The sequence below is a fragment of the Pseudonocardia adelaidensis genome, from assembly GCF_039543345.1.
Lineage (GTDB): Bacteria > Actinomycetota > Actinomycetes > Mycobacteriales > Pseudonocardiaceae > Pseudonocardia > Pseudonocardia adelaidensis.
The window spans coordinates 17,823-41,982 of the sequence record NZ_BAABJO010000027.1; the positions used below are offsets into that span (position 1 = coordinate 17,823).

Consider the following 24,160-nt stretch of genomic DNA (forward strand, 5'->3'; position numbering starts at 1 on the left):
AGGATGAACTCTCGCGGTGCCCACTGTGACGCGCACGACAGTCCGGAGTGTCTCGCTCGGCGTCCTCGCCGTCGCTGCCGTCGTCGCCCTCGGGGCAGGGCTGCTGGTCGGGCGGGCCGCGGCCGGCGGGCCGTCCGATCCCGCGGCGGCGGCCGGGCAGGCGCCCGTCGCGGGCAGCCGGATCGACGTGATCGTCAAGGCCACCGACTCGGAGTTCTGGCAGTCGATGATGGCCGGCTCCGAGAAGGCGGGCGCCGACCTCGGCGTGCAGCTGGGGCTGTTCGGCCCGACCTCGGAGACGGACATCGCCCAGCAGGTCAGCCTCGTGGAGAACTCCATCTCCCGCGGTGCGGAGGCGATCGTGCTCGCGTCCAACTCCTCGACGGCGCTGGACGACGTGGTCAACCGGGCCCGCGCCGCGGGAATCAGGGTGATCACGGTCGACAACGCGATCGGCGCACAGTCCGAGGGCTTCATCGGCACCGACAACGTCAAGGCCGGTCAGCAGGCGGGCCAGCGGATGTGCGACCTGCTCACGCGGCAGGGCAACCCGGCGGGCAAGGTGCTGCACGAGTCGGCGGTGTCGGGTGTGCAGGTGCTGATCGACCGGTTCGAGGGTTTCCGCTCCGGCCTCGCGGCCGGGTGCCCGGACGCGCAGATCATCCAGACGCTCGTGAACGGCAACGACCTCAACACCGCGGTCGGGCAGGTCAACGATGCGCTGACCCGCACCCCGGACCTCGCCGGGATCTTCGCCGACAACAACACCTCCGGCACCGGCACGGCCCGCGCGGTCGGGGGCTCCGGACGGGCGGACGCTCTCGCGGTGGTGGCGTTCGACTCCGACCCCGCCGAGGTCGAGGCCGTGCGCAGCGGGGCGATCGACGCGATCCTCGTGCAGAACCCGTTCTTCTTCGGCTACCAGGGCGTGGTCGAGGCCGCGATGGCGCTGCAGGGCTCCACTCCCCCGGTGAACCTCGACCCGGGGGCGGTGCTGGTCGACGCGTCGAACGTGGGCGATCCGGCGCTCGCCGCCCTCCTCGACCCGCCGACGACCACGGGCTGACCGGTGTCCCCCGTCGTCTCCCTCACGAGCGTCCGCAAGACCTACGGCCCCGTCGTCGCGCTCGACGGCGTCGACCTGGAGGTGCTGCCCGGCGAGGTGCACTGCCTGGCGGGCGAGAACGGCGCCGGCAAATCCACGCTGATCAAGGTGCTCACCGGGGCCGTCGCCCGCGACGGCGGTGGCTACGCGGTGCACGGCCGGGACATGGGCCCGCGCCCGACCCCCGCCCAGGTGCGGGGGGCCGGCGTGGGCGTCGTGTACCAGGAGCTGTCGCTGCTGCCCGAGCTCAGCGTCATGGACAACCTGTTGATGGGCCGGCTGCCGCACCGGTTCGGAGTGGTGTCCCTGGGCCGCCAGCGCGCCGCGGCCCGGGAGCTGCTCGACCGCGTCGGGCTCCGGGCCGTGCCGCTCGACGCCGCGGTCGGCGGCCTCGGCACGGCCACGCGACAGCTCGTGGAGATCGCCCGCGTCGTCGGGTCCGGCACCGACCTCGTGGTCCTCGACGAGCCGACCACCGCGCTGTCCGAGCGGGAGGCGGCGGCGCTCACCGACCTCGTCCGCGGCCTGCGTGACGCGGGCACCGCCGTGCTCTACGTGACCCACCGGCTCGAGGAGATGTTCGCGATCGGCGACCGGGTCACGGTGCTGCGCGACGGCCGGCACGTCACCACCCGACCGCTCGAGGGTCTCGACGAGCCCGGCCTGATCGCCGCGATGGTGGGCCGCGAGATCACCCAGCTCTACCCCGGCACCCGCCGCGAACCCGGCCCGGTCCGGCTCGAGGTGCGCGGCCTGCACCCGGTCGGCTTCCCGGCGCCCGTCGACCTCGCCGTGCGGCAGCGCGAGATCGTCGGGCTCGCCGGCCTGCTCGGCGCGGGACGCTCCGAGCTCCTGCACGCCCTGTTCGGCGCAGCCCCGGTGCAGGCGGGCTCCGTCCTCGTCGACGGCGCCGCGGTGCCGCTGCGCTCGCCGCGCACGTCGATGCGGCACGGGATCGGGCTGCTCACCGAGGACCGCACGGAGTCCGGGCTGCTGCCGGAGCTGTCGATCCGCGAGAACGTCACCCTCCCGACGCTCCCCCGCGCCGCCCGCGCCGGCGTGATCAGCTCCCGGGCGCAGCAGTCGCGGGCCGAGACCGCGGTGGCCGGCCTGCGCCTGCGACACGGCGGCTGGGACGACCCGATCACGTCGCTGTCGGGCGGCAACCAGCAGAAGGCGCTGCTCGGCCGGTGGCTCGGCACCGGGGCGAAGGTGCTCCTGCTCGACGAGCCGACCAAGGGCGTCGACGTCGGCGCCAAGTCCGATCTCTACCGGATCATCGCCGACTTCGCCGAGCAGGGCCTCGCGGTCGTGGTCGTGTCGTCCTACCTCCCCGAGCTGATCGGCCTCTGCGACCGGATCGTGGTGCTCCGCGAGCGGACCGTCGCCGGGGAGCTCGCCGCGGCCGACGCCACCGAACACCGGATCCTCGAGCTCGCCAGCCCCCGCCGTGAGGAGACCCCTCAGTGACCCAGCCGCGCACGCTCACCCTCGCCGGACCGAAGCCTGCGCCGCCGCACGTCCTCACCCTCGGCGACCTGCTCGGCCGCGGCGTCAGCGGCCTCCCCGTCCTGGTGCTGCTCGCGCTCGCGCTCGCGCTGGCCACGGACACGTTCCTGACGGGAACCAACCTGGACAACCTCGGCCGGCAGGTGTCGATCTTCGCGATCATCGCGATCGGCCAGCTGCTGGTGATCCTCACCGCCGGGATCGACCTGTCCGTCGGCTCCGTGGTCGGCCTGTCCGGGGTGATCGCGGCCACCGTCGTGTTCGAGGCGACGGCGGGCGGCCAGGTCGTGCTCGCGGTGCTGCTCGCGCTGCTGGCGGGGGCGGTGGTCGGCGCCGTCAACGGCCTGCTCGTGGCGGTGCTGAAGATGCCGGCGTTCATCGTGACGCTCGCCGGCCTCGGGATCGCCCGCGGCGCGACGCTGCTCATCACCGGCGGGCGTACCGTCCAGCCGCTCCCGCCTGCGTTCCAGGCCATCGCGGGCGGCACCACGCTGGGGATCGCCAACCTGATCTGGATCATGCTGATCGTGGCGGCCGCCGTCGCGTTCGCCCTGCGCCGCACGGTCTGGGGCCGCTACGTCTACGCCGTCGGCTCGAACGCGGAGTCGGCGCGGCTGTCCGGGGTGCCGGTGCGGCCGGTGCTCGTCAGCGTCTACGCGATCTCCGGGCTGCTCGCCGGGCTCGGCGGCGTCCTGCTCGCGTCCCGCCTCGGCAACGGGGTCCCGACCTCGGGCACCGGCTACGAGCTGCAGGCCATCGCCGCGTGCGTGATCGGTGGGGCCAGCCTGTTCGGCGCCCGGGGCACGGCGATCGGCGCGCTGCTGGGGGCCGTCATCGTCGGGTTGCTCAACAACGGCGGCACGCTGCTCGGCATCGACCCGTTCTGGCTGCAGATCGCCATCGGCGTGCTCATCCTCGTCGCCGTGGGGCTGGACCAGCTGAACGCCCGCCGCGCAGCTGAGGCCTGACCGAGACGAGCACCTTGACCTGCCGGGGATCGGCCGACGCGGCGAACGCCTCGGCGGCCCGCTCGAGCGGGAAGACGGCCGTGACGAGGTCGTCGGCCGCCACGACTCCCGTGGAGAGCAGCGCGATCGCACGCTCGACGTCCTCGCGCACGTACATGAGGCTGCCGACCACGGTGATCTCGCGGTCCTGCACGAGGTGCAGCGGGATCGACGTCGGGCCGGCGGCGATCCCGACGACCACCACGGTGCCACCCTTGTCGACCAGCTCGACCGCCTGCGCCATCGAGCTCGCGGAGGACACGCAGTCGAACACGACGTCGGCACCCCGCAGCACCGCGGCCGCCCGCTCCACCAGGTCCGGGGCGTCGGCGCGCAGCGCCTCGTCGGCGCCGAGCCGCCGGGCCCGCTCCAGCTTCTCCCCCAGCACGTCCGTGACGACCACGACCTCCGCGCCCGCGGCGCGGGCGGCCACCAGCACGAGCAGCCCGATGGGGCCGGCGCCCAGCACGGCCACCCGGCTGCCCGCGCGGACGCCCGCCGTGCGCACGGCGTGCACGGGCGTGGCGAGCGGCTCCACGAGGGCGGCGAGCTCGTCGGACATGCCCGCGGGCACGGCGTGCAGCCGGTCGCGGTCCACCACGAACGCGTCGGCCATCCCGCCCGGGGTCTGGCAGCCGAAGACGGCCAGCTCGCGGCAGATGTTGTAGCGGCCGGCGCGGCACTGGCGGCACGTGCCGCAGGCGAGGTTGGGCTCGAGCACGACGCGGTCGCCCGGGGCGAGATCGGACACGCCCTCCCCCACCCGCTCGACGACCCCGACCACCTCGTGGCCGGGCCGGTAGGGCCGGTCGATGAACGGGTGGTGACCGGCGGCGGCGTGGACGTCCGTCCCGCAGATCCCGACCAGCCGGCTCGCCACCAGCACCTGCCCGGGCCCGGGTGGCCCGGGCCGGGGCACCTCGTCGACCCGGATGTCCTCGGCCGAGCCGACGACGACCTGCCGCATCAGAAGACGCTCGTCGGGTCGTAGTACTCCGAGACGTTCTCGCAGCCGATGCCCGCGGCCTTGGTCAGCGAGGTCTTCTGGACCGAGGCCGGGTCGGTCTGGCCGGTGGCGACGCCCACGGCGATGTCGAACACCTGCTCGGCCGCGAGGCTCGGGGAGTTCAGGCCGGTCGAGACGTACTGCCCGGTGCAGCCGCCGTTCGCGATCTCGGCGAGCGCCTCCTTCTGCCCGTCGGCCGCGGCGGCGACGAGGACGGTGCCGTTGCCCTGGTTCCGCAGGACGCTGAGCGCGCCGAGCGCCATCGAGTCGTTCAGGCCGAGCACGAGGTCGGTCTCGGGGTGGGCGGCCAGCATCGACTCGGTGGCCGGGATCGCCTCCTCCTGGGTGTACGTGGCGGTGGCGGAGGCGACGACCTCGGGGGTCACGCCGCCCTCGGTGAGTCCGGCGAGGAAGCCCTCCTGCCGGGCCGGGCCGACGATCTCGTCGTTGGGCCCGCCGTTGAGGATGGCCACCTGGATGGTCTTCCCGGAGCCGATGCGCTTGGCGGTGATCTGGCCGGACAGCCGCCCGATCTCGTGGTTGTCCGACTGCACGGCGGTGAGCCCGATGTCCGGGATCGAGGTGTCGACGAACAGCACGGGCACCTCGCCCGCGGCCTGCTCGAGCTGGGTGCGCTGCGTCTCCGGGCTGATCGCGTTGACGACGAGCGCGTCGACGCCCTGGGCGAGCATCGCCTGCACCTGGTTGAGCTGGGTGACCGGGTCCCCGCCCGCGTTCTGGAACAGCAGGTGGAAGCCCTCGTCCTTGGCGCGCTGCTGCGCCATCGCCTCCATCGCGGCGTAGTAGGGGGCGTCCATCTGGCGCTGGGCGAAACCGATCGTCACCTCGGTGACGGGCTTGGCCTCCTGCTTCCGGGTGGGCTCCGAACTCGATCCGACGGTGCCACAGGCCGACAGCAGCGCGAGGGACGCGGCCGCCGCGACGGCGAGGAGGCGGGGGGTGCGCATGGGTGTCTCCGGTTTCTCGGGGGATGACGGGGTGGTCAGCGACCGCGCCGGGCGGGGGAACGGCCGATGGTGGCCAGCGCCACCGCGAGCAGGATCAGGGCGCCGCGGAAGGCGTCCTGGAGGAACGTCGAGACGTTGAGCAGGACGAGCAGGTTCGTGATGACGCCGAAGATCGCGGTGCCGACGACGGCGCCGAACACCCGGCCCTGCCCGCCGGACAGGCGGGCTCCGCCGATGACGACGGCGGCGATCGCGTCCAGCTCGAAGAGGGTGCCCGCGGTGGGCGTGCCCGCCCCGACCCGGGACGCCAGCAGGAACCCGCCGAGCCCGACCAGCAGCCCGGCGATGACGTAGACGGCGAGCAGCGTGCCGCGCACCGGCACCCCGGAGGCGTGCGCGGCCTCCGGCGTGCTCCCGACCGCGTACACGCGGCGGCCGAACACGGTGCGGCGCAGCAGGAACGCCATGCCGAGCGCGACCGCGACCCAGATGACGCCGAGCACCGGCACGCCCAGCACGGTGGCGGTGCCGACGAGCGTGAACGCCGGGTCTGCCGGGCGGACCGGCACGCCCTCGGTGTAGGCGTAGACGAGGCCGCGGGCCAGCGCGAGCATGCCGAGCGTCACGATGAACGGCTCCAGGCCGCGGAACGCGACCAGGAACCCGTTGACGGCCCCGAGAAGGGCCCCGGTCCCGAGGGCCACCAGCACCGCCAGGCCGGTCGACGCGCCGCCGAACAGGCCGGCGGACAGCACGCACGCGAGCCCCAGCACCGAACCGACGCTGATGTCGATGCCGCCGGACACCACGACGATGAACTGCGCCAGCGCCACGATGCCGATCACCGACATCTGCAGCACGAGGTTCTCGAGGTTGCGGGTGGACAGGAACGCGTCGGACAGCACCGCCGCGAGCACCACGAGCACGAGCAGGATGAGCAGCGGGTACTGGGTGCGCAGCCACCCGAGGCCGCGCCCGGCCCACGCGGCCGGCTCGGAGGGGGCGGCGCTCACGGTCTTCTCGGTGACGGTCATGCGGCGTCTCCTCCCTGGGCGGCGTCCGATCCCAGTGCGGCGGCCCCTCCCAGTGCGGCGCGCATGAGGTCCTCGGTCGAGGCCTCGGCGGCGTCGAACTCGGCGACCAGCCGGCCGTCGCGCAGCACCAGGACGCGGTGGCACAGCAGCAGGGCCTCCTCGGCCTCGCTGGTGACCACGAGGACCGCCCGGTCCTGCTGGGACAGGCCGTGGATGATCTCGTAGATGTTCAGCCGGGCACCGACGTCGATGCCCTTGGTCGGCTCGTCGAGGACGATCACGTCGGGGTCGGCGGCGAGCCACTTCGCGAGGCAGACCTTCTGCTGGTTGCCCCCGGAGAGTGCCCGGGTGGGCGTCTCGGGCCCGCCCTTGACCTGGAACCGCTCGATCAGCTCGGTCACCCGCGACCGCTCGTCCCGGCGGCGCACGACGCCCGCCGTCGCGAGCCGCGGCAGGGTCACCAGGCTGAGGTTCTCGGCGTTGGTGAACTCCCCGACGAACCCCTCGCGGCGCCGGTCCTCGGTGAGGTGCACGACGCCGTGCCGCAGGGCTGCGCCCGGGCTGCGCATCGTCACCGCGCGGCCGCCGACCTCGACGGTGCCGGCCCGCGGCTGCTGCTGGCCGGATACCGAGCGGGCCACCGAGGAGCGCCCGCTGCCGACCAGCCCGTAGATCCCGACGACCTCGCCGCCCCGCACGTCGAACGAGACGTCGGTGGCCGAGCCGGCGTGCAGGCCGCGCACGGCCAGTGCCGGGGCGCGCCCCTCCGCGCGGTGCGCAGGCGGGCGTTCCAGCGCGCGGACCCCCTCGCCGATCATGAGCGCGGTGACCTCGGCGGCGTCGGTCCCGGCGGTGCGCAGGACGTCGACGAGCCGCCCGCCGCGCAGCACGGCGATGCGGTCGGACAGCGCGAAGACCTCGGGCATCCGGTGGGAGACGAACACGACTGCCGTGCCGGCGGCCTTCTCGGCGGCCACCATCTCCTGCACGTCCGCGAAGTGCTCCTCGGTGGTGGAGGCCGTGGTCTCGTCGAGGATCAGCACCTGGTGCGGCGTGACCCGGGCACGCGCGAGCGCGAGCATCTGCCGCTGCCCCGGGGCGAGCGACCCGGCGAGGCGGGTCGGCGCGACGTCGCCGAGGCCGACGTCGCGCAGCGCCTGCCGGGTGGCGTCGTCGTCGCCGCGACGGGCGAGCGACCACGGCCGGATGTCGCGCCCGGAGCGCAACCGGTACAGCCACACGTTCTCGGCAACGGTGAAGTCGTCGACGACCAGCGGCTCCTGGTGCATGAGCAGGATGCCGGCGCGGTCGGCCTCGGCGGGGTCGGCCACCGGCTCGGGGTGCCCCGCGACGCGGATCTCGCCCGCGCTGGGCGGCTCCTGGCCGGCCAGCAGCCGCGCGAAGGTCGACTTGCCCGCTCCGTTGGCGCCGCAGATCGCGAGCACCTCGCCAGCGCGTCCGTCGAGGTCGACGCCGGACAGCGCCTGCACGCCCGGGTAGCTCTTGCCCACCCCGCGCGCGGAGAAAACGACTCTGTTCATCGTGCCCATCGGATCACTTGTAATTACAGGATGTCAAGTGCGCTCAGCTGCCGTCGGCGCTGCCCCGGAACACCGAGAGCGCCTCCTTCATCTCCCGCAGCCGCTCCAGGTGGTCCGGGCCCCTGCGGACAGCCACGGCCGTGGCCAGGACGTCGATGAGGACCAGCCCCGCGAGGCGGCTGACGGTCGGCGTGTAGATGTCGGTGTCCTCGAAGGTGCGCAGGACGATCGCGACGTCGGCGAGGTCGGCGAGCGGACCGGGGCCACCGGTGACGGCGATGACCGAGGCCCCGCCGCGCTTCGCGCGCCCGGTCACCTCCAGCACCGACGTCGTGCGTCCCGTGTTGGAGATCGCGACGAACACCTCGCCCGGCCCGCACATCGCGGCGGCCATGTACTGCTGGTGCAGGTCGACCGGCGCGCTGCAGGGCACACCGAAGAGCACCGCGTGCTGCAGGGCGTCCTGGGCGATGATCCCGGACGCGCCCAGGCCGACGAAGTGCACCGACGTCGCCCGCACGAGCGTGTCGACCGCGGCCGCGACCGCGGCGGTGTCGAGGGAGCGGCGCGTGCGGTCGAGGCTGCTCAGGGTGTGGTCGAAGATCTTGCCCGCCATGGCCTCGACCGGGTCGTCGGGCGCGATGGCGGAGTGCGTCACCGGGATTCCGACCGCGAGCGACTGCGCGAGCCCCAGCCGGAACGCCTGGAACCCGCTGAAGCCCAGACCCGTGCAGAACCGCATCACCGTCGGCTCGCTCACGCCGGCCGCCACGGCGAGCCCGGCCATGCTCAGGTGCACCGCGGCGCCCGGATCGGCGAGCACCGCCGCCGCGACCTTGCGCTCGGAAGGCCGCATGCGGTCCTGCCGGCCGGTGATCAGCTCCAGCACCGAATCGGTGGTCACGTCCGCACCTCCGTGAGCATCGCGAGGAGGTTCTCGACGGCCTGGGCCGTGGCCCGCCGGACGCTCGCGCCGGTGAAGCCGCCGACGTGCGGTGTGGCCACGACCCGCTCGTGGCGCAGCAGCGGGGTGAGCGCGGGGGGCTCGGAGTCGAACGCGTCCACGGCGTAGGCGGCCAGCCGCCCGTCCTCCAGCGCGGCGAGCACGGCGGCGTCGTCGACGAGCGCCGCCCGTGCGGTGTTGACCAGCACCGTTCCCCGGCGGACGCGGGAGAGCCGGTCGGCGTCCAGCAGCGGGCGGCCACCGGGCGGGGTATGCAGGGTGACGACGTCGCAGCCGGCGAGCAGCGCGTCGAGGTCCACGAGCGGAACCGGCGCGGTGTCCGCGTCCAGCACGGGGTCGGTCGCCACGACGTCGGCGCCGAGCGCGCGGAACAACCCGGCGACCCGGCCGCCGATCGCGCCCAGCCCGACCACGCCGACCCGGCACTCGTCGAGCTCCCGGCCCCGATGGCGGTCCCAGCCCCCGGCCCGCAGCGCGGCGGCGGACCACGGGACGTGCCGCAGGCCGGCCAGCGCGAGCGCGATCGCCAGCTCGGCGACCCCCTGCGCGTTCGCCCCCTCCGCCCGGACGACCCGGATCCCGGCCCGGGCCGCGGCCGCGGTGTCGATCGCGTCGGTGCCGCTGCCGTTGCGGCTGATCACGCGCAGGTCGGTGGCCGCGGCGAGCACGCGCGTCCCGATCGGTTCGATGCCGGCGAGCCAGCCGACGCAGCCGGGCACGAGCTCGAGCAGCTCCCGCTCGGTCGGGACCCGCCCGGCGGGGCCCGGCACCAGCGCGAACCCGGCGGCGCGCAGCGGCCCGAGCTCCGCGACGGTGTCCAGCCCGGCCGCGGTGAGCGAGCGCGGGGTCACCAGGACGGGACGGGTCATCGGCGGGCCTCCGCCGCCAGGCGGCCCAGCTCCTCGAAGCGGGGGCCCGCGGTGGGGATCTCGACGTCGAAGACCTCGGCGATCACCCGCGTCCAGCCGTGCAGGAAGTACTCCCAGCCGTCGTGCACGCGCGCGCCCGCGGTCCGGGCCTGGTCGAGGAACACCAGCTCACCCCGGTAGTTGAGGTCCCATGCGACGGCCTCCTCGGGGAACCGGGCCGCGTCGGTGAGCGGCGAGCCGGGCGCGTCCTTGCCCAGGCCGGTCGCGTTCACCACGAGCGCTCGCGGACCCAGCCCGGCGAGCACGGCGTCGTTGCCGGCGGCGCCGTCGACCGGCAGGCACTCGACGGGGACGTCGGTACCCAGCTCGTCGTGCACGCGGCGCAGGGCGGCGAGCCGGTCGCGGTCCGGGTCGGTCACGACGATCCGCCGCGGCCGGTCCGCCCCGCGCTCCGGGCGCGTGAGGTACCAGCAGACCGCGATGGCGGAGCCACCGGCGCCCATGACGAACGCGTCGGCCGGGGCGGCGGCCCAGGTGCCGGGCGGGGTGATGGCGTCCAGCGCCAGCCCGGCCGTGATCGGGTCCTTCGCGGACGCCACGAGCGCGCCGTCCGGCTTGGCCAGGCAGCTCACCTCGCCCATCAGCCGGGCGAGCGGGTCGACCTCGGCGAACAGGTCGGCGCACGCGGCGTAGAGATCGATCTTGTGGGTGGTGACGAGGGCGCCGGTGCTCTGCGGGTCGGCGGCCAGGAACTCCACGACCCGCCGGTAGTCCGCGCGGGGCGCGTGCAGCGGCAGGTCCACCCCGACCAGCGGCACGTCACCCAGCCCGAGCGCCCGCGCCCAGCGCGGGAACACCGTGCGGATGGACGAGCGCCCGGTCGTGACGCCGATGAAGTAGAGCGTGGGACGCTCGGCCGGGCGCGGCAGCTCGACGGTCACGCCGCACCGGGCCGCAGCGCGGCGGCGGCGCGGGCGCGCTCGGCGATCGCGTCCCAGCGGCCCGCGGCGATGTCGGCCCGCGGGGCGACCCACGTGCCGCCCACGGCGAACACGTTCGGCAGGCCCAGGTACTCCGCCGCGTTCTCCGGCCGCACCCCGCCGGTGGGCATGAACCGCGCCCCGGTCCACCCGAACGGCCCGTCCAGCGCCTTCAACGTGGCGATCCCGCCGTAGGCGCCCGCCGGGAAGAACTTGATGTGCTTCGCCCCCGCCTCCAGGCACGCGCCCACCTCGCTCGGCGTGACCGCGCCGGGCACGAACGGCAGGCCCGCCTCCCGGGCCGCGGCCAGGCAGGCGCCCGACCGGCCCGGGGAGACCCCGAACCGCGCGCCCGCCTCGGCGGCGGAGACGACCATGTCCGGCAGCACCAGGGTGCCCGCGCCGAGCAGGAAGTCGGGCAGCTCGGCCGCGATCGCGGCCACCGCGTCGCGCGCCGCCGGGGTCCGGAACGTGACCTCGACGACCGGGAGGCCCGCCTCGGCGAGGGTGCGGGCCAGCGGAACCGCCGTGGCCGCGTCGTCGATCTCGACGACGGGCACGACGGCGAGCGCCTCGACGGCGGTGAGGATGTCGGACTCGAGCGCCATCAGGCCGCTTCCTTCCGGTAGCCGGTGTGGTCGGGGTTGGGACGGGTGGTCCAGCCGCCCGCGCCGTCGTCGACGACGAGCCGCGCCATCCCGCCCGCCTCGGCGATGAGCGCGTAGTCCTGGCCGGCGTCGGCCGGGTAGCAGAACAGCGTGACGAACGGCTCGTCGCCGGTGTTCACGCTGCGGTGCACCCAGTGGCCCGGCACGTGCACCGCCGCGCCGGGTTCGAGGGCGACCGCGCGGCTGCGCCCGTCGAGCGCCTCCATCAGCAGCACGCCGCGCCCGGAGAGGCAGTGGTAGAGCTCGGCGCGGTCGGCACGGGCGTGCAGGTGCCCCCGCGTGACGGCGAACTCGTCCCCGTACCGACCCGGCAGCAGCGTGCTGGTGCCGATGATCAGTGCGCCGGGGCCGTCGCCGCTGCGGTGCTCCTCCACCCGGTAGACGACGTGGTCGGCGCCGTGCCCGGCCACGGCGGCGGCGAACGCGCGCTCGTCGCGGTACACGCCGGACATGTCGCCGAGTCGCTTCTCGTAGCCGCCCGTGCGGCCGTGCATCGCCCCCGAGGGGTCGATCGTCAGGGCACCGGGCTCGGGTACGGGGGACGTCATCGGGTCGCTCTCTTCCATCGCTGTGTAGTCCTACTACACAATCACGCCGTACGGAACCGGGACTCGCCGATCCCTTGCGCGGATTCGGGCCCGTGGGCTAGTACTACTACATGACACGGCCGTGAGGAGAACGACTGATGACCAACCGCTTCGCGGGGCGGCGGATCGCCGTCACCGGGGCAGCAGGCGGGATCGGGCGGGCGATCTGCGAGAGCCTCGCCGGCCAGGAGGCCACCGTGTACGGGCTCGACCTGACGGGCCTCGACGCCCTCCCGGCCGGCGTCACGGGCCTGGAGACCGACCTGACGTCCGAGGAGTCGGTCGTCGCCGCGGTGCGCGCGCTCTACGCCGGCGACGATCGCCCGGTCGACCTGGTCACCAGCGCCGGGATCGTCGAGGACGACGTCGCCGCCGAGGAGATGCCGATGGCGGAGTTCGACCGGATCATGGCCGTGAACCTGCGCGGGGTGTTCCTCACCTGCCGCGAGTTCGGCCGCGAGCTGCTCGCCCGCGGCGGCGGCGCGATCGTCAACATCGCCTCGATGTCCGGCAACGCGATCGTCAACCACCCGCAGCGCCAGAGCGTCTACAACACCTCGAAGGCGGGGGTCAGCGCGCTCACCCGCTCGCTCGCCGTCGAGTGGGGCCCGCGCGGGGTGCGGATCAACACGGTCTCCCCCGGCTACGTCGACACGCCGCTCAACGCCCTCAAGACGCACATGCACCCGCAGTGGACGCGCGAGACCGTGCTCGGCCGGTTCGCGCAGCCCGCCGAGATCGCGAAGGCCGTGGAGTACTTCCTCAGCGAGGAGTCGGCCTTCTGCTGCGGCGCCGAGCTGCTCATCGACGGCGGGTTCTCCCTCCGATGAGCGGGTTCATCCTCTCCCACGACCTGGGCACCACCGGCGACAAGGCCACGCTGGTGGACGCCGAGGGCCGGGTCGTCGCCGCGGTCACCACGGCCTACGACACCGACTTCGGTCCCCGCGGCAAGGCCGAGCAGGACGCCGAGGCGTGGTGGCGGGCGGTCGGCACCGCCACCCGCGGACTGTTCGACCGGGTGCCGGACGCCCGCGACAACGTCGCCGCCGTGAGCTTCTCCGGCCAGATGATGGGCGCGGTGCTGCTCGACGCCGCGGGCGACCCGGTCCGCCCGGCGATCATCTGGGCCGACACCCGCTCCACCAGCCAGACCGACCGGCTGCTCGAGCGCGTCGGCATGGAGACCGGGTACCGGATCACCGGCCACCGGCTCAACCCGACGTACTCGCTGACGAAGGTCATGTGGGTGCGCGACACCGAGCCCGCCGCGTTCGCCCGCGTCCGGCACGTCGTGAACGCCAAGGACTTCGTGGTGCACCGGCTCACGGGCGCGCTCGTCACCGACCCGTCGGACGCGAGCAGCACGAACGCCTACGACCAGTCCGCCGGCACCTGGTCGGCGGAGCTGATCGACGCCGCCGGCCTGGATGCGGCGCTCTTCCCCGAGGTCGTGCCGTCCACCACGGTCGTGGGGCACGTGACCGCGGACGCCGCGGCGGCCACCGGGCTGCGCGCGGGAACCCCGGTCGTGCTGGGCGGCGGGGACGGACCGATGGCGGCGCTCGGCGCCGGCATCGTCGACGCGTCCTCCGGCGCCTACACCTACCTCGGATCGTCGTCGTGGGTCTCGCTCGCCGCCGACGCGCCGCTGCACGACCCGCAGATGCGCTCGATGACGTTCAACCACGTCATCCCCGGCCGGTACGTGCCGACGGCCACGATGCAGGCCGGCGGTGCGTCGCTGCAGTGGATCATGGACGTGGTGGCGCCCGGCGAGGAGGCGCGCTACGAACGGCTGCTCGCCGCCGCCGATGGCGTGACCGCGGCCGAGGACGGGCTGTACTTCCTGCCGCACCTGCTCGGCGAGCGCTCCCCGTACTGGAACCCGCGGGCCCGCGCGGTGTTCGCCGGGCTCGCCCGCCACCACGGGCCCGAGCACATGGCGCGCGCCGTGGTCGAGGGGGTGGCGTTCAACCTCTACACCGGCCTGCTGGCGTTCGTGGAGAACGGCGCCACCATCGAGCGGATGGACGCCATCGGCGGCGCCGCGAACGCCGCCCCGCTGCTGCGGATCTTCGCCGACGTGTGGGGCGTTCCGGTGCGCAGGCGCACGCTGGTGGACGAGGCGACCGCGCTGGGCGCGGCCGTCGTCGGCGGTGTCGGCGTCGGGCTCTACGCCGACTTCTCGGTCGCCCGGCGGATGTCGGAGCAGGCCGCGCCCTGCGAGCCGGACCCGGCGGCGCACGGGCGCTACCGCCGCGAGCACGCGGTGTTCCTCGACGCCTACCGCCGGCTGGAGCCGTGGTTCGAGAGCCTGTGATCAGAACCGTTCTCGGGGACCTCGCCCCGGACGAGCTGGGCCGCTGCGACTACCACGAGCACCTCTTCCAGGTCTCGCCGCTGCTGCCCGGCGACGAGCTGGACGACGAGGCCGCGAGCGGCGCCGAGGCCGCCACGCTGCGGGCGGCCGGGATCGCCGCGATGGTCGAGGCCACCCCCACGGGCCTGGGCCGCGACCCGGCGGCAGTGGCACGCATCAGCGCGGCCACCGGCCTGCGCGTCGTGCACACCACCGGCGCGCACCGCAGCGAGCACTACCCGAGTGGGCACTGGCTGCCCGAGTGCTCGGAGGCCGACCTCGCCGCCCGCTTCACCGCCGACGTCCGCGACGCGCTGCCCGCCGTCGACGGCCCCGGCCGCGGCGCTCCCGCCGCCGGGCCGGCCGGCGCGCCCGTGCGGGCCGGGCTGGTCAAGGCGGGCGTGGGCTACTGGCGCATCGACCCCTTCGAGCGGCGCGTGCTGGCCGCGGCCGCCGCGACGGCCGCCGCCACCGGCGTCGCGGCGATGGTGCACCTCGAGCACGGGTCGGCGGCGCACGAGGTGCTCGCCGCGCTCGCCGCCGACGGGCTGGCCGCCGACCGCGTGGTGCTCGCCCACGCCGACCGCAACCTCGACCCCGGCCTGCACACCGACCTCGCCGCCGCGGGCGCCTACCTCGGCTACGACGGCATGGCCCGCCACCGCGAGGCCCCGGACTCGGCGATCCTGGACTGCCTGGAACGGGTGATCGCCGCGGGCGGCGCGGACCGGCTCCTGCTCGGCGGGGACGTCGCGCGCCGCACCCGCTACCGCGCCTACGGCGGCCTCCCCGGCCTGGACTACCTGCCCCGCCGCTTCCTGCCCCGCCTGGCGGAGCGCCTGGGCGACGAGGCCCTCCACCGGGTGCTGGTGACGAACCCAGCGCGGGCCCTCACCCTCCGCCCCTGAACGCCAGCATGGTGGCTTTGCTGGCATAACACGGCAGCAAAGCCACCATGCTGGCACTCGGGAGGCGGGGGCGCGGGCCTACGTCACGATCATCGAGGGCTTGGCGCGGGCCGTGGGCTCGCGGACCAGGTCGACCTCGAAGCGGCTGCGGTCGCCGCGGTGGTATGCCACGAAGCTCTCGACCGGCCGCTCGTCGGCGTCGAAGCTCAGGCTGCGCAGCACGAGCACGGGCGCGCCGGTGGTGACGCCGAGCGCCCCGGCGAGCGGCTGCGGGGCGGCGCTCGCCTCGACCGACCGCCGCCCGTGGGCCAGCCGCACGCCGTAGGACTCCTCGAGCACGGCGTAGAGCGAGCGGTCGGTGAGGTCCTCGTGTTCCAGGCCGGGCACGAGCGCGTGCGGCAGGTGCGTCACCGTGAGCACCCAGGGCTGGTCCTCGACGAACCGCAGCCGCTCCAGCAACACCACCGGCGCGTCCGGCTCGAGCTGCAGCTCGGCGGCCACCTGGTCGTCGGCCGGGACCACGGCGAGGGTGCGCACCTGGCTGCGCAGGTGCCCGCCGCGGGCGGCGACGTCCTCGAACAGGCCGGTGAGCGACTGGACGAGGCCCTCCGCGGTCTTCGGACGGGCCACGAAGGTGCCCTTGCCCTTGCGCCGCTCGATGACGCCCTCGAACTCCAGCTCCGTGAGGGCCTGCCGCACCACGGTGCGGGAGACGTCGTAGGTCTCGCAGAGCGCGTTGTCGCCCGGGAGCAGGTCGCCGGGTTGCAGGTCCCGGCGCGCGATCTCCTGCACCAGCAGCTGCTTGAGCTGGTGGTAGTAGGGCAGCGCGGACGACCGGTCGATGCGCCCGCGCACGGGCCGCTGCGTCCGCACCGCACCCCCTCCCTTCAGCAATGATGTTCGCTCCGCAAGCTCCGCTCAGGGCCGCACGACGGCCTTCACGCAACTCCGGTCGTGCAACGCGGCCAGCGCGTCGGCGTAGTCGTCGAGGGCGAACGTGTGCGTGATGATGCCGTCGGCGACGACGCGGCCGGTGCGCAGGGCCTGCAGCGCGCGGTCGAAGCTGTACGCCTGGCTGAACGAGCCCTTGATCACCAACTCGCGGCGGAACACCTCGTAGGGGGACACGGTGAGCCGGTCGGCCTCGTCGGTCATCCCGTAGACGAACACGGTGCCACCGTCGCGGGTGAGCGGCATGCACTGCTCGAGCACGCCGACGGCGCCCGTGGCGTCGACGACGACGTCGAACCCCTCCGGGGCGAGCTCCCGCAGCCGGGCGACGGCGGCCTCCGGGTCCGCGCGGTCCATCCGCACCGTCTCGTCGGCGCCGTGCCGGGCGGCGATCTCCAGCTTGCCGGCGGTCGGCGCGGCGACGGTGACCCGGCTCGCGCCCGCGTGGCGCAGCAGCTGCGCGAGCAGCAGCCCGGTGGGACCCGCGCCGAAGACCAGCACGTCGCTGCCCGGCGGCAGGCCCAGGACGTCGAGACCGTGCATCACGCAGGCGGTGGGCTCGGTCAGCACGGCGACGTCGGGCGCGAGGTCGTCGGCCGGGTGGCACTTGCCGGCCGGCGCCACGATGTACTGGGCGAACCCGCCGGGCGCGTTGACCCCCTGCGCCACGAGGTGCGCGCAGTACGCCGGCCGGGCGCGCCGGCAGCTGCTGCAGGTGCCGCAGGACTGCATGTTGTCCAGGACGACCCGCTGCCCGGCGCGCAGGTCGGTGACGCCCTCGCCGACCTCGTCGACCTCGCCGACGATCTCGTGGCCCGGCGTCAGCGGGTAGACGGGGTCGAACTGGCCGTCGTGCAGGTGCGCGTCGGTGCCGCAGACGCCGGCGAGCGCCACGCGCAACCGCACCTCCCCCGGGCCGGCGTGCGGATCGGCCACCTCGGTGACGGCGAAGCGGCGCGGCTGGTCGTAGACGACGGCCTTCACGGGCGGAACGCTACCAGCCCTTGTACTTACAGGATGAGAGGAACGGGTCCGGCTGCCCGGACCGCTCCGCGGCAGTACGCGCCGCCGATCCCGCCGTGGCCCGCGTCACCCGCGCTGCCGTCCGCTGCCCACCCCATCGTGTCTCGATCATGCGCCCGGCGTCCGGGCGCTCCTCGCGCAGGTACCGACGTGCCACTCGACGAGAAATTCTCATAACTCGATCGAGCGGCTTGTTAGGGTTTCTGGATGCCTTCTCAGCGCGCCCTACTGCCGCGGTCGACACCGACCGCAGCGGGGATGTCGTCCCATGCGATTGCCGCGCTGCTGGACCGGATCGAAGCGCAATCCATCGAATGTCACTCCATCATGGTGGTACGCCACGGTCACGTCATCGCCGAAGGCTGGTGGGCGCCCTACTCGGCCGAACGCCCCCACCTGCTCTATTCGGTGACCAAATCGTTCACCTCGGTCGCCGTGGGGCTGGCGATCGCCGACGGGCTGCTCTCGTTGGACGACCGGGTGGTGGACGTGTTGCCCGACCACGTTCCGGCCGACGTCTCCGAGCAGGGGCGCCGCATCACCGTCCACAACCTGCTGTCCATGACGGCCGGACACGGCACGGACAGCCTCGACGAGGCCTGGCGCCTGGAACCCGGCGACCTGGTCAAGGGCTTCCTGCGCGTACCGTTCACCGAGGCCGAGGGAATGCGGCACACCTACGACAATCCGACCACGTTCATCCTGGCCCGGATGGTGGAACGGGTCACGGGCCGCGGCCTGCCGGAACTGCTCGACGACCGGCTCTTCACGCCAATGGGAGTTGACCACGCCGAATGGGACCGGGTGGCGAGCGGTGCCGCCTTCGGATTCCACGGGCTGCACCTCAGGACCGAGGCCGTCGCCGCTTTCGGTGAGCTGCTGCTGCGGGGCGGCCGTTGGGGCGAGCGGCAGCTCGTCCCGCGCGGATGGGTGGAGCTCGCGACCAGGCGGCACGTCGAGACCCTGCCTCCCGCGGACGGAGCCGGAAACCCCGACTTCCTGTGCGGTTACGGGTACCAGTTCTGGATGTCGCGGCACGGCTACCACGGGAACGGGTCCTTCGGCCAGCAATGCGTGGTCGTCCCGTCGCACGATCTCGTGGTCGCCGTGACCAGCGGCCACCCGAACGCGGACTCGCCGGCACAGGTCGTGCTCGACGCGATCTGGGAGTGCCTGCTGCCCGGCGTGGACGGGGCGGGTGGCGCCGGATCCCGGGACGACGAGATCCTCGCCGAGCGGCTGCGGCAGCTGTCACTCGCGGGGGTGCCGGGTTCGGCCGCCCCTTCCCTCTCCTGTGCTGCGAGGATCGACGCCTCCGCCGAGGGCTCGGCCCTGCCCGACGGAACCGCAGTGGTCGTCGAGCCGGTGGATGGCGGATGGCTCCTCCAACTCGGCTCGGACCTCGAAGTCGCCGTCGGCCACGACGAATGGCGGGAGAGCTCGCCGCTCGGCCGCCCCGTCGTCGCGGCCGGTGCCTGGCAGGGCGACCGGTTCGTCGCCGACCTCTACGTCATCACCACCCCACACCGCGTTCGACTGGTGCTCGACGCCGGGGCGGGGACCGCGGTGGCGACGTGGAGCACCGTGCCCCTGACCGGCCCCGATCTGGAGTTGCACCTGCGGTCGCCGCTGATGACGCAGCCCGGCCTCGCCTAGGTGTGGTCTGGTTCGGGCTGGGGTGATCACAACATCACTCTGACTGCCTCGCCTCTCGCGTTCCGCGGAACGCATCGGGTCATCGAAGGAGACCCTCGACGAGGTCAGCCGCGCGAGCACCCCGCGGCCTACCGGGGCGCGAGCGTGACGAGCAGGCCCGGGTGGTCGGAGGCGCCGCGCAGATCGATCGTGCGGGAGTCGGCGACGACGAACTCGGGCGTCGCCGCCACGACCTGCACGTCGCCGTCATCCGCGGACACCGAGTCGGAGGGGAGGCACGACCTGAGGTCCGCGCCGTCGTCCGAGCCCAGGTTGAGGTCACCGCCCAGCACCAGCGGTGCGCGCATCCCCGCGACCACCGTGCCGAACAGGTACCGGCACTGGCCCATCGTGACGTCCCGGTCGGTGTAGGCCAGGTGCGTGGTGCAGACGCCGACCGCCGGAGTGGCGGCGACCTCCATGCACACCCACGCCCGCTCCTCCGGGTCCTCCGGGTCCTGGACCGGATAGATCCCACTGCCCGCCGGGGAGCCGGGCACGGACGGCCACCGGGACACGATGCCGTTGCCGAACGGCTGCCCGTTGCGGCAGCGGTACGCGTCGCCGGTGTCCCGGTCGCGCGCCGCCTGGAACGCCGACGCGACCTCCGCGCCGGGCACGGCGCCGGCGAGCACTCCCTCGAGCGCTGACACGTCGCCCTCGCAGACCTCGTTCAGGGTGACCAGGTCCGGCGTTTCGGAGCGGATCACCGCGGCGGCCTCGTCGATCGAGCGGCCACCGGCATAGCAGGCGGCGATGCCGCTGTTGCACAGGTTCATCTGCAACAGCCGCACCGATGCGGCCACCTCACTCCCGGCCGGTGTGGTCGGCGGGCCCGGCACCGGGCCGTCCGCGTTCACCCCGGTCGCCGTCCCGGCGCACCCGGCGAGCGCCGCGATCAGGAAGCCGGCGCTCGCGACCCGCAGCCATCGGTACGACCGGTCGACCATGCCCTGCCCTCATCCCGAGCCGCCATCCATCCCACTGCCGACACGGGATTCGTGGTCGCGTGGTTCATCGGACCGAAGAGCGTGCGGACGACGGCGTCCGCGTCGCCGATTCGTCGGCCGACCCGTGTCGATCCGGCGGTGCCCCGATTGTCGAACGGGTATGACAGATCCGAGGATCGATCCCCCTCCCGAACCCGAACTGAACGAGGCGTTCAGCGAACCGGACGCCCGCGCCCCATCGTGGAGCGACGTCGAGGCAGTGCTCTCGGCGGCGGAGATGTTCTGGCTGTCCACGGTCCGCCGCGACGGTCGGCCCCACGTCACACCGCTTCCGGCCATCTGGTTCGAGGGGACGCTCCACATCAGCGTCGGGCGGCACGAGCAGAAGGCGAAGAACCTCGCACGCGACTCCCGCTGCGCTCTCACCACGGGCACCAACCAGCTCCGGTCCGGGCTGGACGTCGTGGTCGAGGGCACCGCAGTCCGCATCACCGACCGATCCCGGCTGCTCCGGCTGGCGGCGCTGTGGCGGTCGAAGCTCGACTGGCACTTCGAGATCTGCGACGGGGCGTTCCGCGACCCCGCAGGCCGCGAGGGGCTGGTCTTCCGCCTCACCCCGGCGAAGGTGCTGGCGTTCGGAAAGGCACCCTTCACACAGACCCGCTTCCGCTTCCCGGCCTGACCTCGACGGCCGGCATCAGCAACCCAGTTCTGCCAGCACCTCCGACGCGAGCTGGGCGATGGCCGTCGTGCCGGCGCCGGCGGGGTGCAGCAGTGCCGCGACTGCGGCGTCGGCGGTGGCGTCGGTGAGCAGGCCCGCGACGTTCAGCCGGAACTTGCGCTCCACCTCGTCCGCGCCCAGCGGGTCGTCCGGGTTGCCGCGCGCGTTCCGGACGCCGGCCGTGCCTGACGAGCCGTCCCGCCACCGGACCGTCACGGTCGCGGGCCGCTCACGTGGAAGCGCCGCGGAGAACTCCGGTTCCTCCACCATCCGGACCCGGGCCGCGATCTCGCCGACCTCGGGGCGGGCGAGCCGGTCGGGCAGGAACGTCTGCGCGACCAGGTCCCCGTCCAGCGCGAGCGCCGCGAGGCACACGGGCAGGGAGAACCGGGCGTGCATGTCCGAGCCGACGTCGACCGCGTCCAGCGAGACCGCGAACGCGAACGTCTCCACCACGATCTCGTCGATGCCGCCGCGGGCCCGCGCCGCGTCCGGCACGTCCGCGACGGCGGCGCGCCAGGCGTCGAGGGCCGGGTGGATCCAGCGGGCGCACGCGTAGGGCTTGAGGTAGCTGTCGGCGAGGCGCCACCGCTCCCCGAGGCCGCCGGTCAGCTCCTCGGTGTCGAGGTCGGTGCAGACGGCCGAGTCGAGCAGGCGGGCGACGAGGTCCGCGCTGCCGCGGGTGCCGTCGGCGGCCCGGCCCGCCGCGGCCGCGCCGTAGTAGGCGCCGAGCCCGGTCCACACGTTGCGGACGGTGCCGCCCCGCACCGGTACGGCCAGCGTCGCCGCCATCGGGACGGACGCCCCGATCAGGAGGGCCTCGGCCGTGTCGTCCGGGGTCAGGCCGGCGAGCACGCCGGCCGAGAGCGCCGCGGCCACGGGTCCGTGGATCCCGTGCGGGTGCAGTCCGGGCCGCAACGAGGTCCCGACCCCGAACCGCATCCCGATCTCGCACGCGAGGAGGAAGACCTCCGTGAGCCGCCGGTCCGGCACCCCGCCCGCCGCCGCGGCGTGCAGCAGCACGGGCAGGCAGTGCGGGGCCGGATGCGCGGTGGGCACGGGCGGGAGGCGGTGGCCCTGGGGGTGGAACGAGCCGCCGGAGTCCGCGTCGAGCCACGTCGCGGCGGTGCCCAGGCCGGCCAGCCGCGCGAACGGGGCGTCCCGGAGCCCGGACGGTTCGGCGGCGCGCAGGCCGCGGACGAACGCCTGCACCGGCGGGTAGTGCAGCCCGCCGACCAGCACCCCGAGCGAGTCGAGCAGCAACAGCCGCGCCAGCCGCACCACGTCGGCGGGCGCGTCCTCGAGCCGGGTCCCGTGGGCGAACACGGCCAGGGGCCGGGCATCGATCGTGATCATCGAGCTACTCCCGGGGATCGGTGGACAGGCCGGCGGTGACGGCGGTGGCGAGCTCGGCGAGGCGCTCCGTCACTCCCGCGACGGCCCCGGCGAGCACCACGCCGTCGACGCCCACGGCGGCCAGCTCGCGCACCCGCGCCGTGATGGTCGGCCCGTCGCCGGTGACGAGGAACCGCTCCCGTACCAGCGCGTCGCCGGGTCCGGTCGCGTGGCCGGCGGCGGCGGTGCCGTGGCGGCGGTAGTCGTGGGCCGCGGCGACGGCGCGGACGTGCGCGAGCTCGTCCCCGCCGACGCCGTACCAGTCCGGAGCGCCGGCGATCCGCGCGGCGCAGGAGCCGAGGACCGGGCGCGCCGCCGCGTCCGCTTCCTCGACGCACGACGTGACGGCGGCCCGCAGGAACACCCAGACTGCGGCGCCGTGCGCGAGCCCCACGGCCCTGGCCAGCACGGCGGGGTCGGTCCCGACGTCCACGAGCACCCCGCCGAGTGCGACGGCCGTCGCGGCGATCGTGCGGGGACCGGAGGCGGCGCCGAGGAGGGTCGGCCCGTCGACCAGCAGCTCCCGCAGCGCGCGCATCGCTGCCTCGTGTTCCGGCAGCGACGGTACCGGCAGCCCCTCGTTGCGCACCGAGCTCTCGCCGCGCCCGACGACGGCGACGACGCGCCCGGGGTGGTGGGCGGCGAGCGTGCGCACGGCACCGGCGACCGTCGCCGGGTGGCGCAGCCCCAGCCCGAGGACGCACGGGCCGGCCAGCCGCGCGTCCGTCCCGGCCAGCACGCGTGCGGTCTCCACCAGCGGGTCCGGGAACAGTCGCGGGCTGTCCGCGAGCCCGACGCCGTCGAGGCCCGCCTCGAGCGCCCGGGCCGCCAGCGCAACCGGGTCCGCCTCGCCCCACGGCCGGGCGACGTTGAGCAGGACCGGAGGGGTCACCGCAGCCGCTCCAGCAGCGCGCGCACCGGAACCTCGCCCGGCGGCGGGTCGTCCACCGCGGAGGCGCCGGTGACGGCGGCGAGGGTGTGACCGAGGCCGTCGGGCATCCCGGCCAGCCCGCTCGTGAAGGTGTGGACCGCGAGCCAGCCCGCCGCGGCCGCGTGACCCGCCCACGGACCGGCCGGCCCGTCCGGCGGGGTGATGGCCATCAGGCTGCCCGCGAGGTCGAGCAGCGCGGGCCGGTCGGCTGGTGGGATGCCGGCGAGCACGGCTGCGCACATCGCCGCGGGGGCGACGCCGCCGGTCGGGAGGCCCGCCGGCCGGGTCACCTCGGCGATCCGCTGCTCGATCTCCGCGTGGACGGCGAGCCCGGCGCGCACCGCACGGCTCAGGTCGGCCGCGCTGCGTCCGTGCTCGGCGCCGGCGACGAGGCCGACGAGGGTCAGCACGACGTCCGCTCCGAGGCCGGCGCGCGCGCAGCGTTCCCCGGCCCGCAGCAGTCCCGGGTAGGTCGCGGCGCGCAGGCCCGTCCCGGGCAGGGGCACGGCACCGTCCGGTGTGGCGATCCGGTGGGCCCAGGCGCCCAGGTCGGCATCCGGGACCGTGGCGGCCAGCCGCTCGAGCGCGCGCAGCGCGGCCGTCACCGCGCGGCCCCACCTGCCGCCAGGGATTCGCGGGTGACCTCGGTGCTGTCGGTGAGCACGTAGAACTTGAAGTCGGTGCGCCCTGCCGGGCCCCGCTCGGCCGGGATCGGATGGTCGCTGAACCACTCGCGGTACTGCGCGTACGCGTCCTCGTCGGCGAAGTGCATCTCCGCGATCCGGTAGAACGAGTAGCCCTCCGGGATCTCCGCCGTGCCGCCGGAGGCCTGGCGCACCGGGCGCAGCACCTTGTTGAACACGATGCGGTCCAGGTGCGGGTTGGCGAGCAGGTCGGGGGCGTGCACCTCGAAGAGCCAGCGCTCGTACTCCTCGGGGGTGAGGCCCTCCGCGACCTCGTACCCCAGGATCGCCTTGACCGTCATC

The 24,160-nt window shown here is 74.5% G+C and carries 24 protein-coding genes; 8 read left to right on the plus strand and 16 right to left on the minus strand.

Features of this window, described 5'->3' with window-relative positions:
* Positions 1–25: 25 nt before the first annotated feature.
* From ABEA81_RS29590 to ABEA81_RS29600, 3 genes are read left to right on the plus strand one after another with little or no spacing between them, the layout of a single operon-like run.
* Positions 26–1,066, plus strand: coding sequence for an ABC transporter substrate-binding protein (locus tag ABEA81_RS29590; protein ID WP_345609434.1), 1,041 nt, complete (start codon positions 26–28; stop codon positions 1,064–1,066).
* Positions 1,067–1,069: 3 nt separating this feature from the next.
* A complete protein-coding gene (locus ABEA81_RS29595) occupies positions 1,070–2,575 on the plus strand; it encodes a sugar ABC transporter ATP-binding protein (RefSeq protein WP_345609436.1) in 1,506 nt (501 codons plus the stop codon).
* A complete protein-coding gene (locus tag ABEA81_RS29600) occupies positions 2,572–3,582 on the plus strand; it encodes an ABC transporter permease (protein ID WP_345609438.1) in 1,011 nt (336 codons plus the stop codon). Before ABEA81_RS29595 ends, ABEA81_RS29600 begins: the two co-directional genes overlap by 4 nt.
* Here ABEA81_RS29600 and ABEA81_RS29605 read toward each other — a convergent pair.
* The 9 genes from ABEA81_RS29605 to ABEA81_RS29645 are packed head-to-tail and all read right to left on the minus strand — an operon-like array spanning position 3,524 to position 12,217.
* Positions 3,524–4,588, minus strand: a complete 1,065-nt coding sequence (locus ABEA81_RS29605) for a zinc-dependent alcohol dehydrogenase (protein WP_345609440.1) — start codon at positions 4,586–4,588, stop codon at positions 3,524–3,526. The two genes, ABEA81_RS29600 and ABEA81_RS29605, sit on opposite strands and share 59 nt — an antisense overlap.
* Positions 4,588–5,595, minus strand: a complete 1,008-nt coding sequence (locus tag ABEA81_RS29610) for a substrate-binding domain-containing protein (protein WP_345609442.1) — start codon at positions 5,593–5,595, stop codon at positions 4,588–4,590. Before ABEA81_RS29610 ends, ABEA81_RS29605 begins: the two co-directional genes overlap by 1 nt.
* Positions 5,596–5,630: 35 nt before the next feature.
* Positions 5,631–6,629: an ABC transporter permease gene (locus ABEA81_RS29615; RefSeq protein ID WP_345609444.1), complete on the minus strand. Its 999-nt coding sequence runs from the start codon at positions 6,627–6,629 to the stop codon at positions 5,631–5,633.
* Positions 6,626–8,170: a sugar ABC transporter ATP-binding protein gene (locus ABEA81_RS29620; RefSeq protein ID WP_345609446.1), complete on the minus strand. Its 1,545-nt coding sequence runs from the start codon at positions 8,168–8,170 to the stop codon at positions 6,626–6,628. Before ABEA81_RS29620 ends, ABEA81_RS29615 begins: the two co-directional genes overlap by 4 nt.
* A 43-nt stretch (positions 8,171–8,213) precedes the next feature.
* Positions 8,214–9,074, minus strand: coding sequence for an SIS domain-containing protein (locus ABEA81_RS29625; protein WP_345609448.1), 861 nt, complete (start codon positions 9,072–9,074; stop codon positions 8,214–8,216).
* Positions 9,071–10,003: an NAD(P)-dependent oxidoreductase gene (locus tag ABEA81_RS29630; protein ID WP_345609450.1), complete on the minus strand. Its 933-nt coding sequence runs from the start codon at positions 10,001–10,003 to the stop codon at positions 9,071–9,073. Before ABEA81_RS29630 ends, ABEA81_RS29625 begins: the two co-directional genes overlap by 4 nt.
* Positions 10,000–10,944, minus strand: a complete 945-nt coding sequence (locus ABEA81_RS29635; protein ID WP_345609452.1) for a shikimate dehydrogenase family protein — start codon at positions 10,942–10,944, stop codon at positions 10,000–10,002. The genes ABEA81_RS29630 and ABEA81_RS29635 overlap by 4 nt, the downstream gene beginning before the upstream one ends.
* Positions 10,941–11,591, minus strand: coding sequence for a bifunctional 4-hydroxy-2-oxoglutarate aldolase/2-dehydro-3-deoxy-phosphogluconate aldolase (gene eda, locus ABEA81_RS29640; protein WP_345609454.1), 651 nt, complete (start codon positions 11,589–11,591; stop codon positions 10,941–10,943). Before eda ends, ABEA81_RS29635 begins: the two co-directional genes overlap by 4 nt.
* Entirely contained in the window at positions 11,591–12,217 is a 627-nt protein-coding gene (locus ABEA81_RS29645) for a glucose-6-phosphate isomerase family protein (RefSeq protein WP_345609456.1), read from the minus strand. The genes eda and ABEA81_RS29645 overlap by 1 nt, the downstream gene beginning before the upstream one ends.
* Positions 12,218–12,336: 119 nt before the next feature.
* Between ABEA81_RS29645 and ABEA81_RS29650 the strand changes: the two genes are divergently transcribed.
* The 3 genes from ABEA81_RS29650 to ABEA81_RS29660 are packed head-to-tail and all read left to right on the plus strand — an operon-like array spanning position 12,337 to position 15,508.
* Positions 12,337–13,068: an SDR family NAD(P)-dependent oxidoreductase gene (locus ABEA81_RS29650; protein ID WP_345609458.1), complete on the plus strand. Its 732-nt coding sequence runs from the start codon at positions 12,337–12,339 to the stop codon at positions 13,066–13,068.
* A complete protein-coding gene (gene xylB, locus ABEA81_RS29655; protein ID WP_345609460.1) occupies positions 13,065–14,561 on the plus strand; it encodes a xylulokinase in 1,497 nt (498 codons plus the stop codon). The genes ABEA81_RS29650 and xylB overlap by 4 nt, the downstream gene beginning before the upstream one ends.
* Entirely contained in the window at positions 14,558–15,508 is a 951-nt protein-coding gene (locus tag ABEA81_RS29660) for a phosphotriesterase family protein (protein WP_345609462.1), read from the plus strand. The genes xylB and ABEA81_RS29660 overlap by 4 nt, the downstream gene beginning before the upstream one ends.
* A gap of 78 nt (positions 15,509–15,586) precedes the next feature.
* Here ABEA81_RS29660 and ABEA81_RS29665 read toward each other — a convergent pair whose 3' ends face one another.
* Positions 15,587–16,381: a GntR family transcriptional regulator gene (locus ABEA81_RS29665; protein ID WP_345609464.1), complete on the minus strand. Its 795-nt coding sequence runs from the start codon at positions 16,379–16,381 to the stop codon at positions 15,587–15,589.
* 45 nt (positions 16,382–16,426) lie between these two features.
* Positions 16,427–17,443: a zinc-dependent alcohol dehydrogenase family protein gene (locus ABEA81_RS29670; protein WP_345609466.1), complete on the minus strand. Its 1,017-nt coding sequence runs from the start codon at positions 17,441–17,443 to the stop codon at positions 16,427–16,429.
* Between the two features lie 297 nt (positions 17,444–17,740).
* On the opposite strand from ABEA81_RS29670, the gene ABEA81_RS29675 reads away from it, so the two are divergent.
* On the plus strand, positions 17,741–19,138 hold the full coding sequence (locus ABEA81_RS29675) for a serine hydrolase domain-containing protein (protein ID WP_345609468.1): 1,398 nt from the start codon (positions 17,741–17,743) through the stop codon (positions 19,136–19,138).
* 128 nt (positions 19,139–19,266) lie between these two features.
* Here ABEA81_RS29675 and ABEA81_RS29680 read toward each other — a convergent pair whose 3' ends face one another.
* Positions 19,267–20,127, minus strand: coding sequence for an endonuclease/exonuclease/phosphatase family protein (locus tag ABEA81_RS29680; protein WP_345609470.1), 861 nt, complete (start codon positions 20,125–20,127; stop codon positions 19,267–19,269).
* A 160-nt stretch (positions 20,128–20,287) separates the two neighbouring features.
* Here ABEA81_RS29680 and ABEA81_RS29685 point away from each other — a divergent pair, with 160 nt between their 5' ends.
* Positions 20,288–20,809 carry a pyridoxamine 5'-phosphate oxidase family protein gene (locus ABEA81_RS29685; RefSeq protein ID WP_345609472.1) on the plus strand — a complete coding sequence of 174 codons (522 nt, stop codon included), beginning with the start codon at positions 20,288–20,290 and terminating at the stop codon, positions 20,807–20,809.
* A 15-nt stretch (positions 20,810–20,824) separates the two neighbouring features.
* Here ABEA81_RS29685 and ABEA81_RS29690 read toward each other — a convergent pair whose 3' ends face one another.
* The 4 genes from ABEA81_RS29690 to ABEA81_RS29705 are packed head-to-tail and all read right to left on the minus strand — an operon-like array spanning position 20,825 to position 24,159.
* Positions 20,825–22,204 carry an MmgE/PrpD family protein gene (locus ABEA81_RS29690; protein WP_345609474.1) on the minus strand — a complete coding sequence of 460 codons (1,380 nt, stop codon included), beginning with the start codon at positions 22,202–22,204 and terminating at the stop codon, positions 20,825–20,827.
* A gap of 4 nt (positions 22,205–22,208) precedes the next feature.
* Positions 22,209–23,135: an LLM class flavin-dependent oxidoreductase gene (locus tag ABEA81_RS29695; RefSeq protein ID WP_345609476.1), complete on the minus strand. Its 927-nt coding sequence runs from the start codon at positions 23,133–23,135 to the stop codon at positions 22,209–22,211.
* Positions 23,132–23,779: a hypothetical protein gene (locus ABEA81_RS29700; RefSeq protein ID WP_345609478.1), complete on the minus strand. Its 648-nt coding sequence runs from the start codon at positions 23,777–23,779 to the stop codon at positions 23,132–23,134. The genes ABEA81_RS29695 and ABEA81_RS29700 overlap by 4 nt, the downstream gene beginning before the upstream one ends.
* On the minus strand, positions 23,776–24,159 hold the full coding sequence (locus ABEA81_RS29705; RefSeq protein WP_345609480.1) for an EthD domain-containing protein: 384 nt from the start codon (positions 24,157–24,159) through the stop codon (positions 23,776–23,778). The genes ABEA81_RS29700 and ABEA81_RS29705 overlap by 4 nt, the downstream gene beginning before the upstream one ends.
* Position 24,160: the final 1 nt, after the last annotated feature.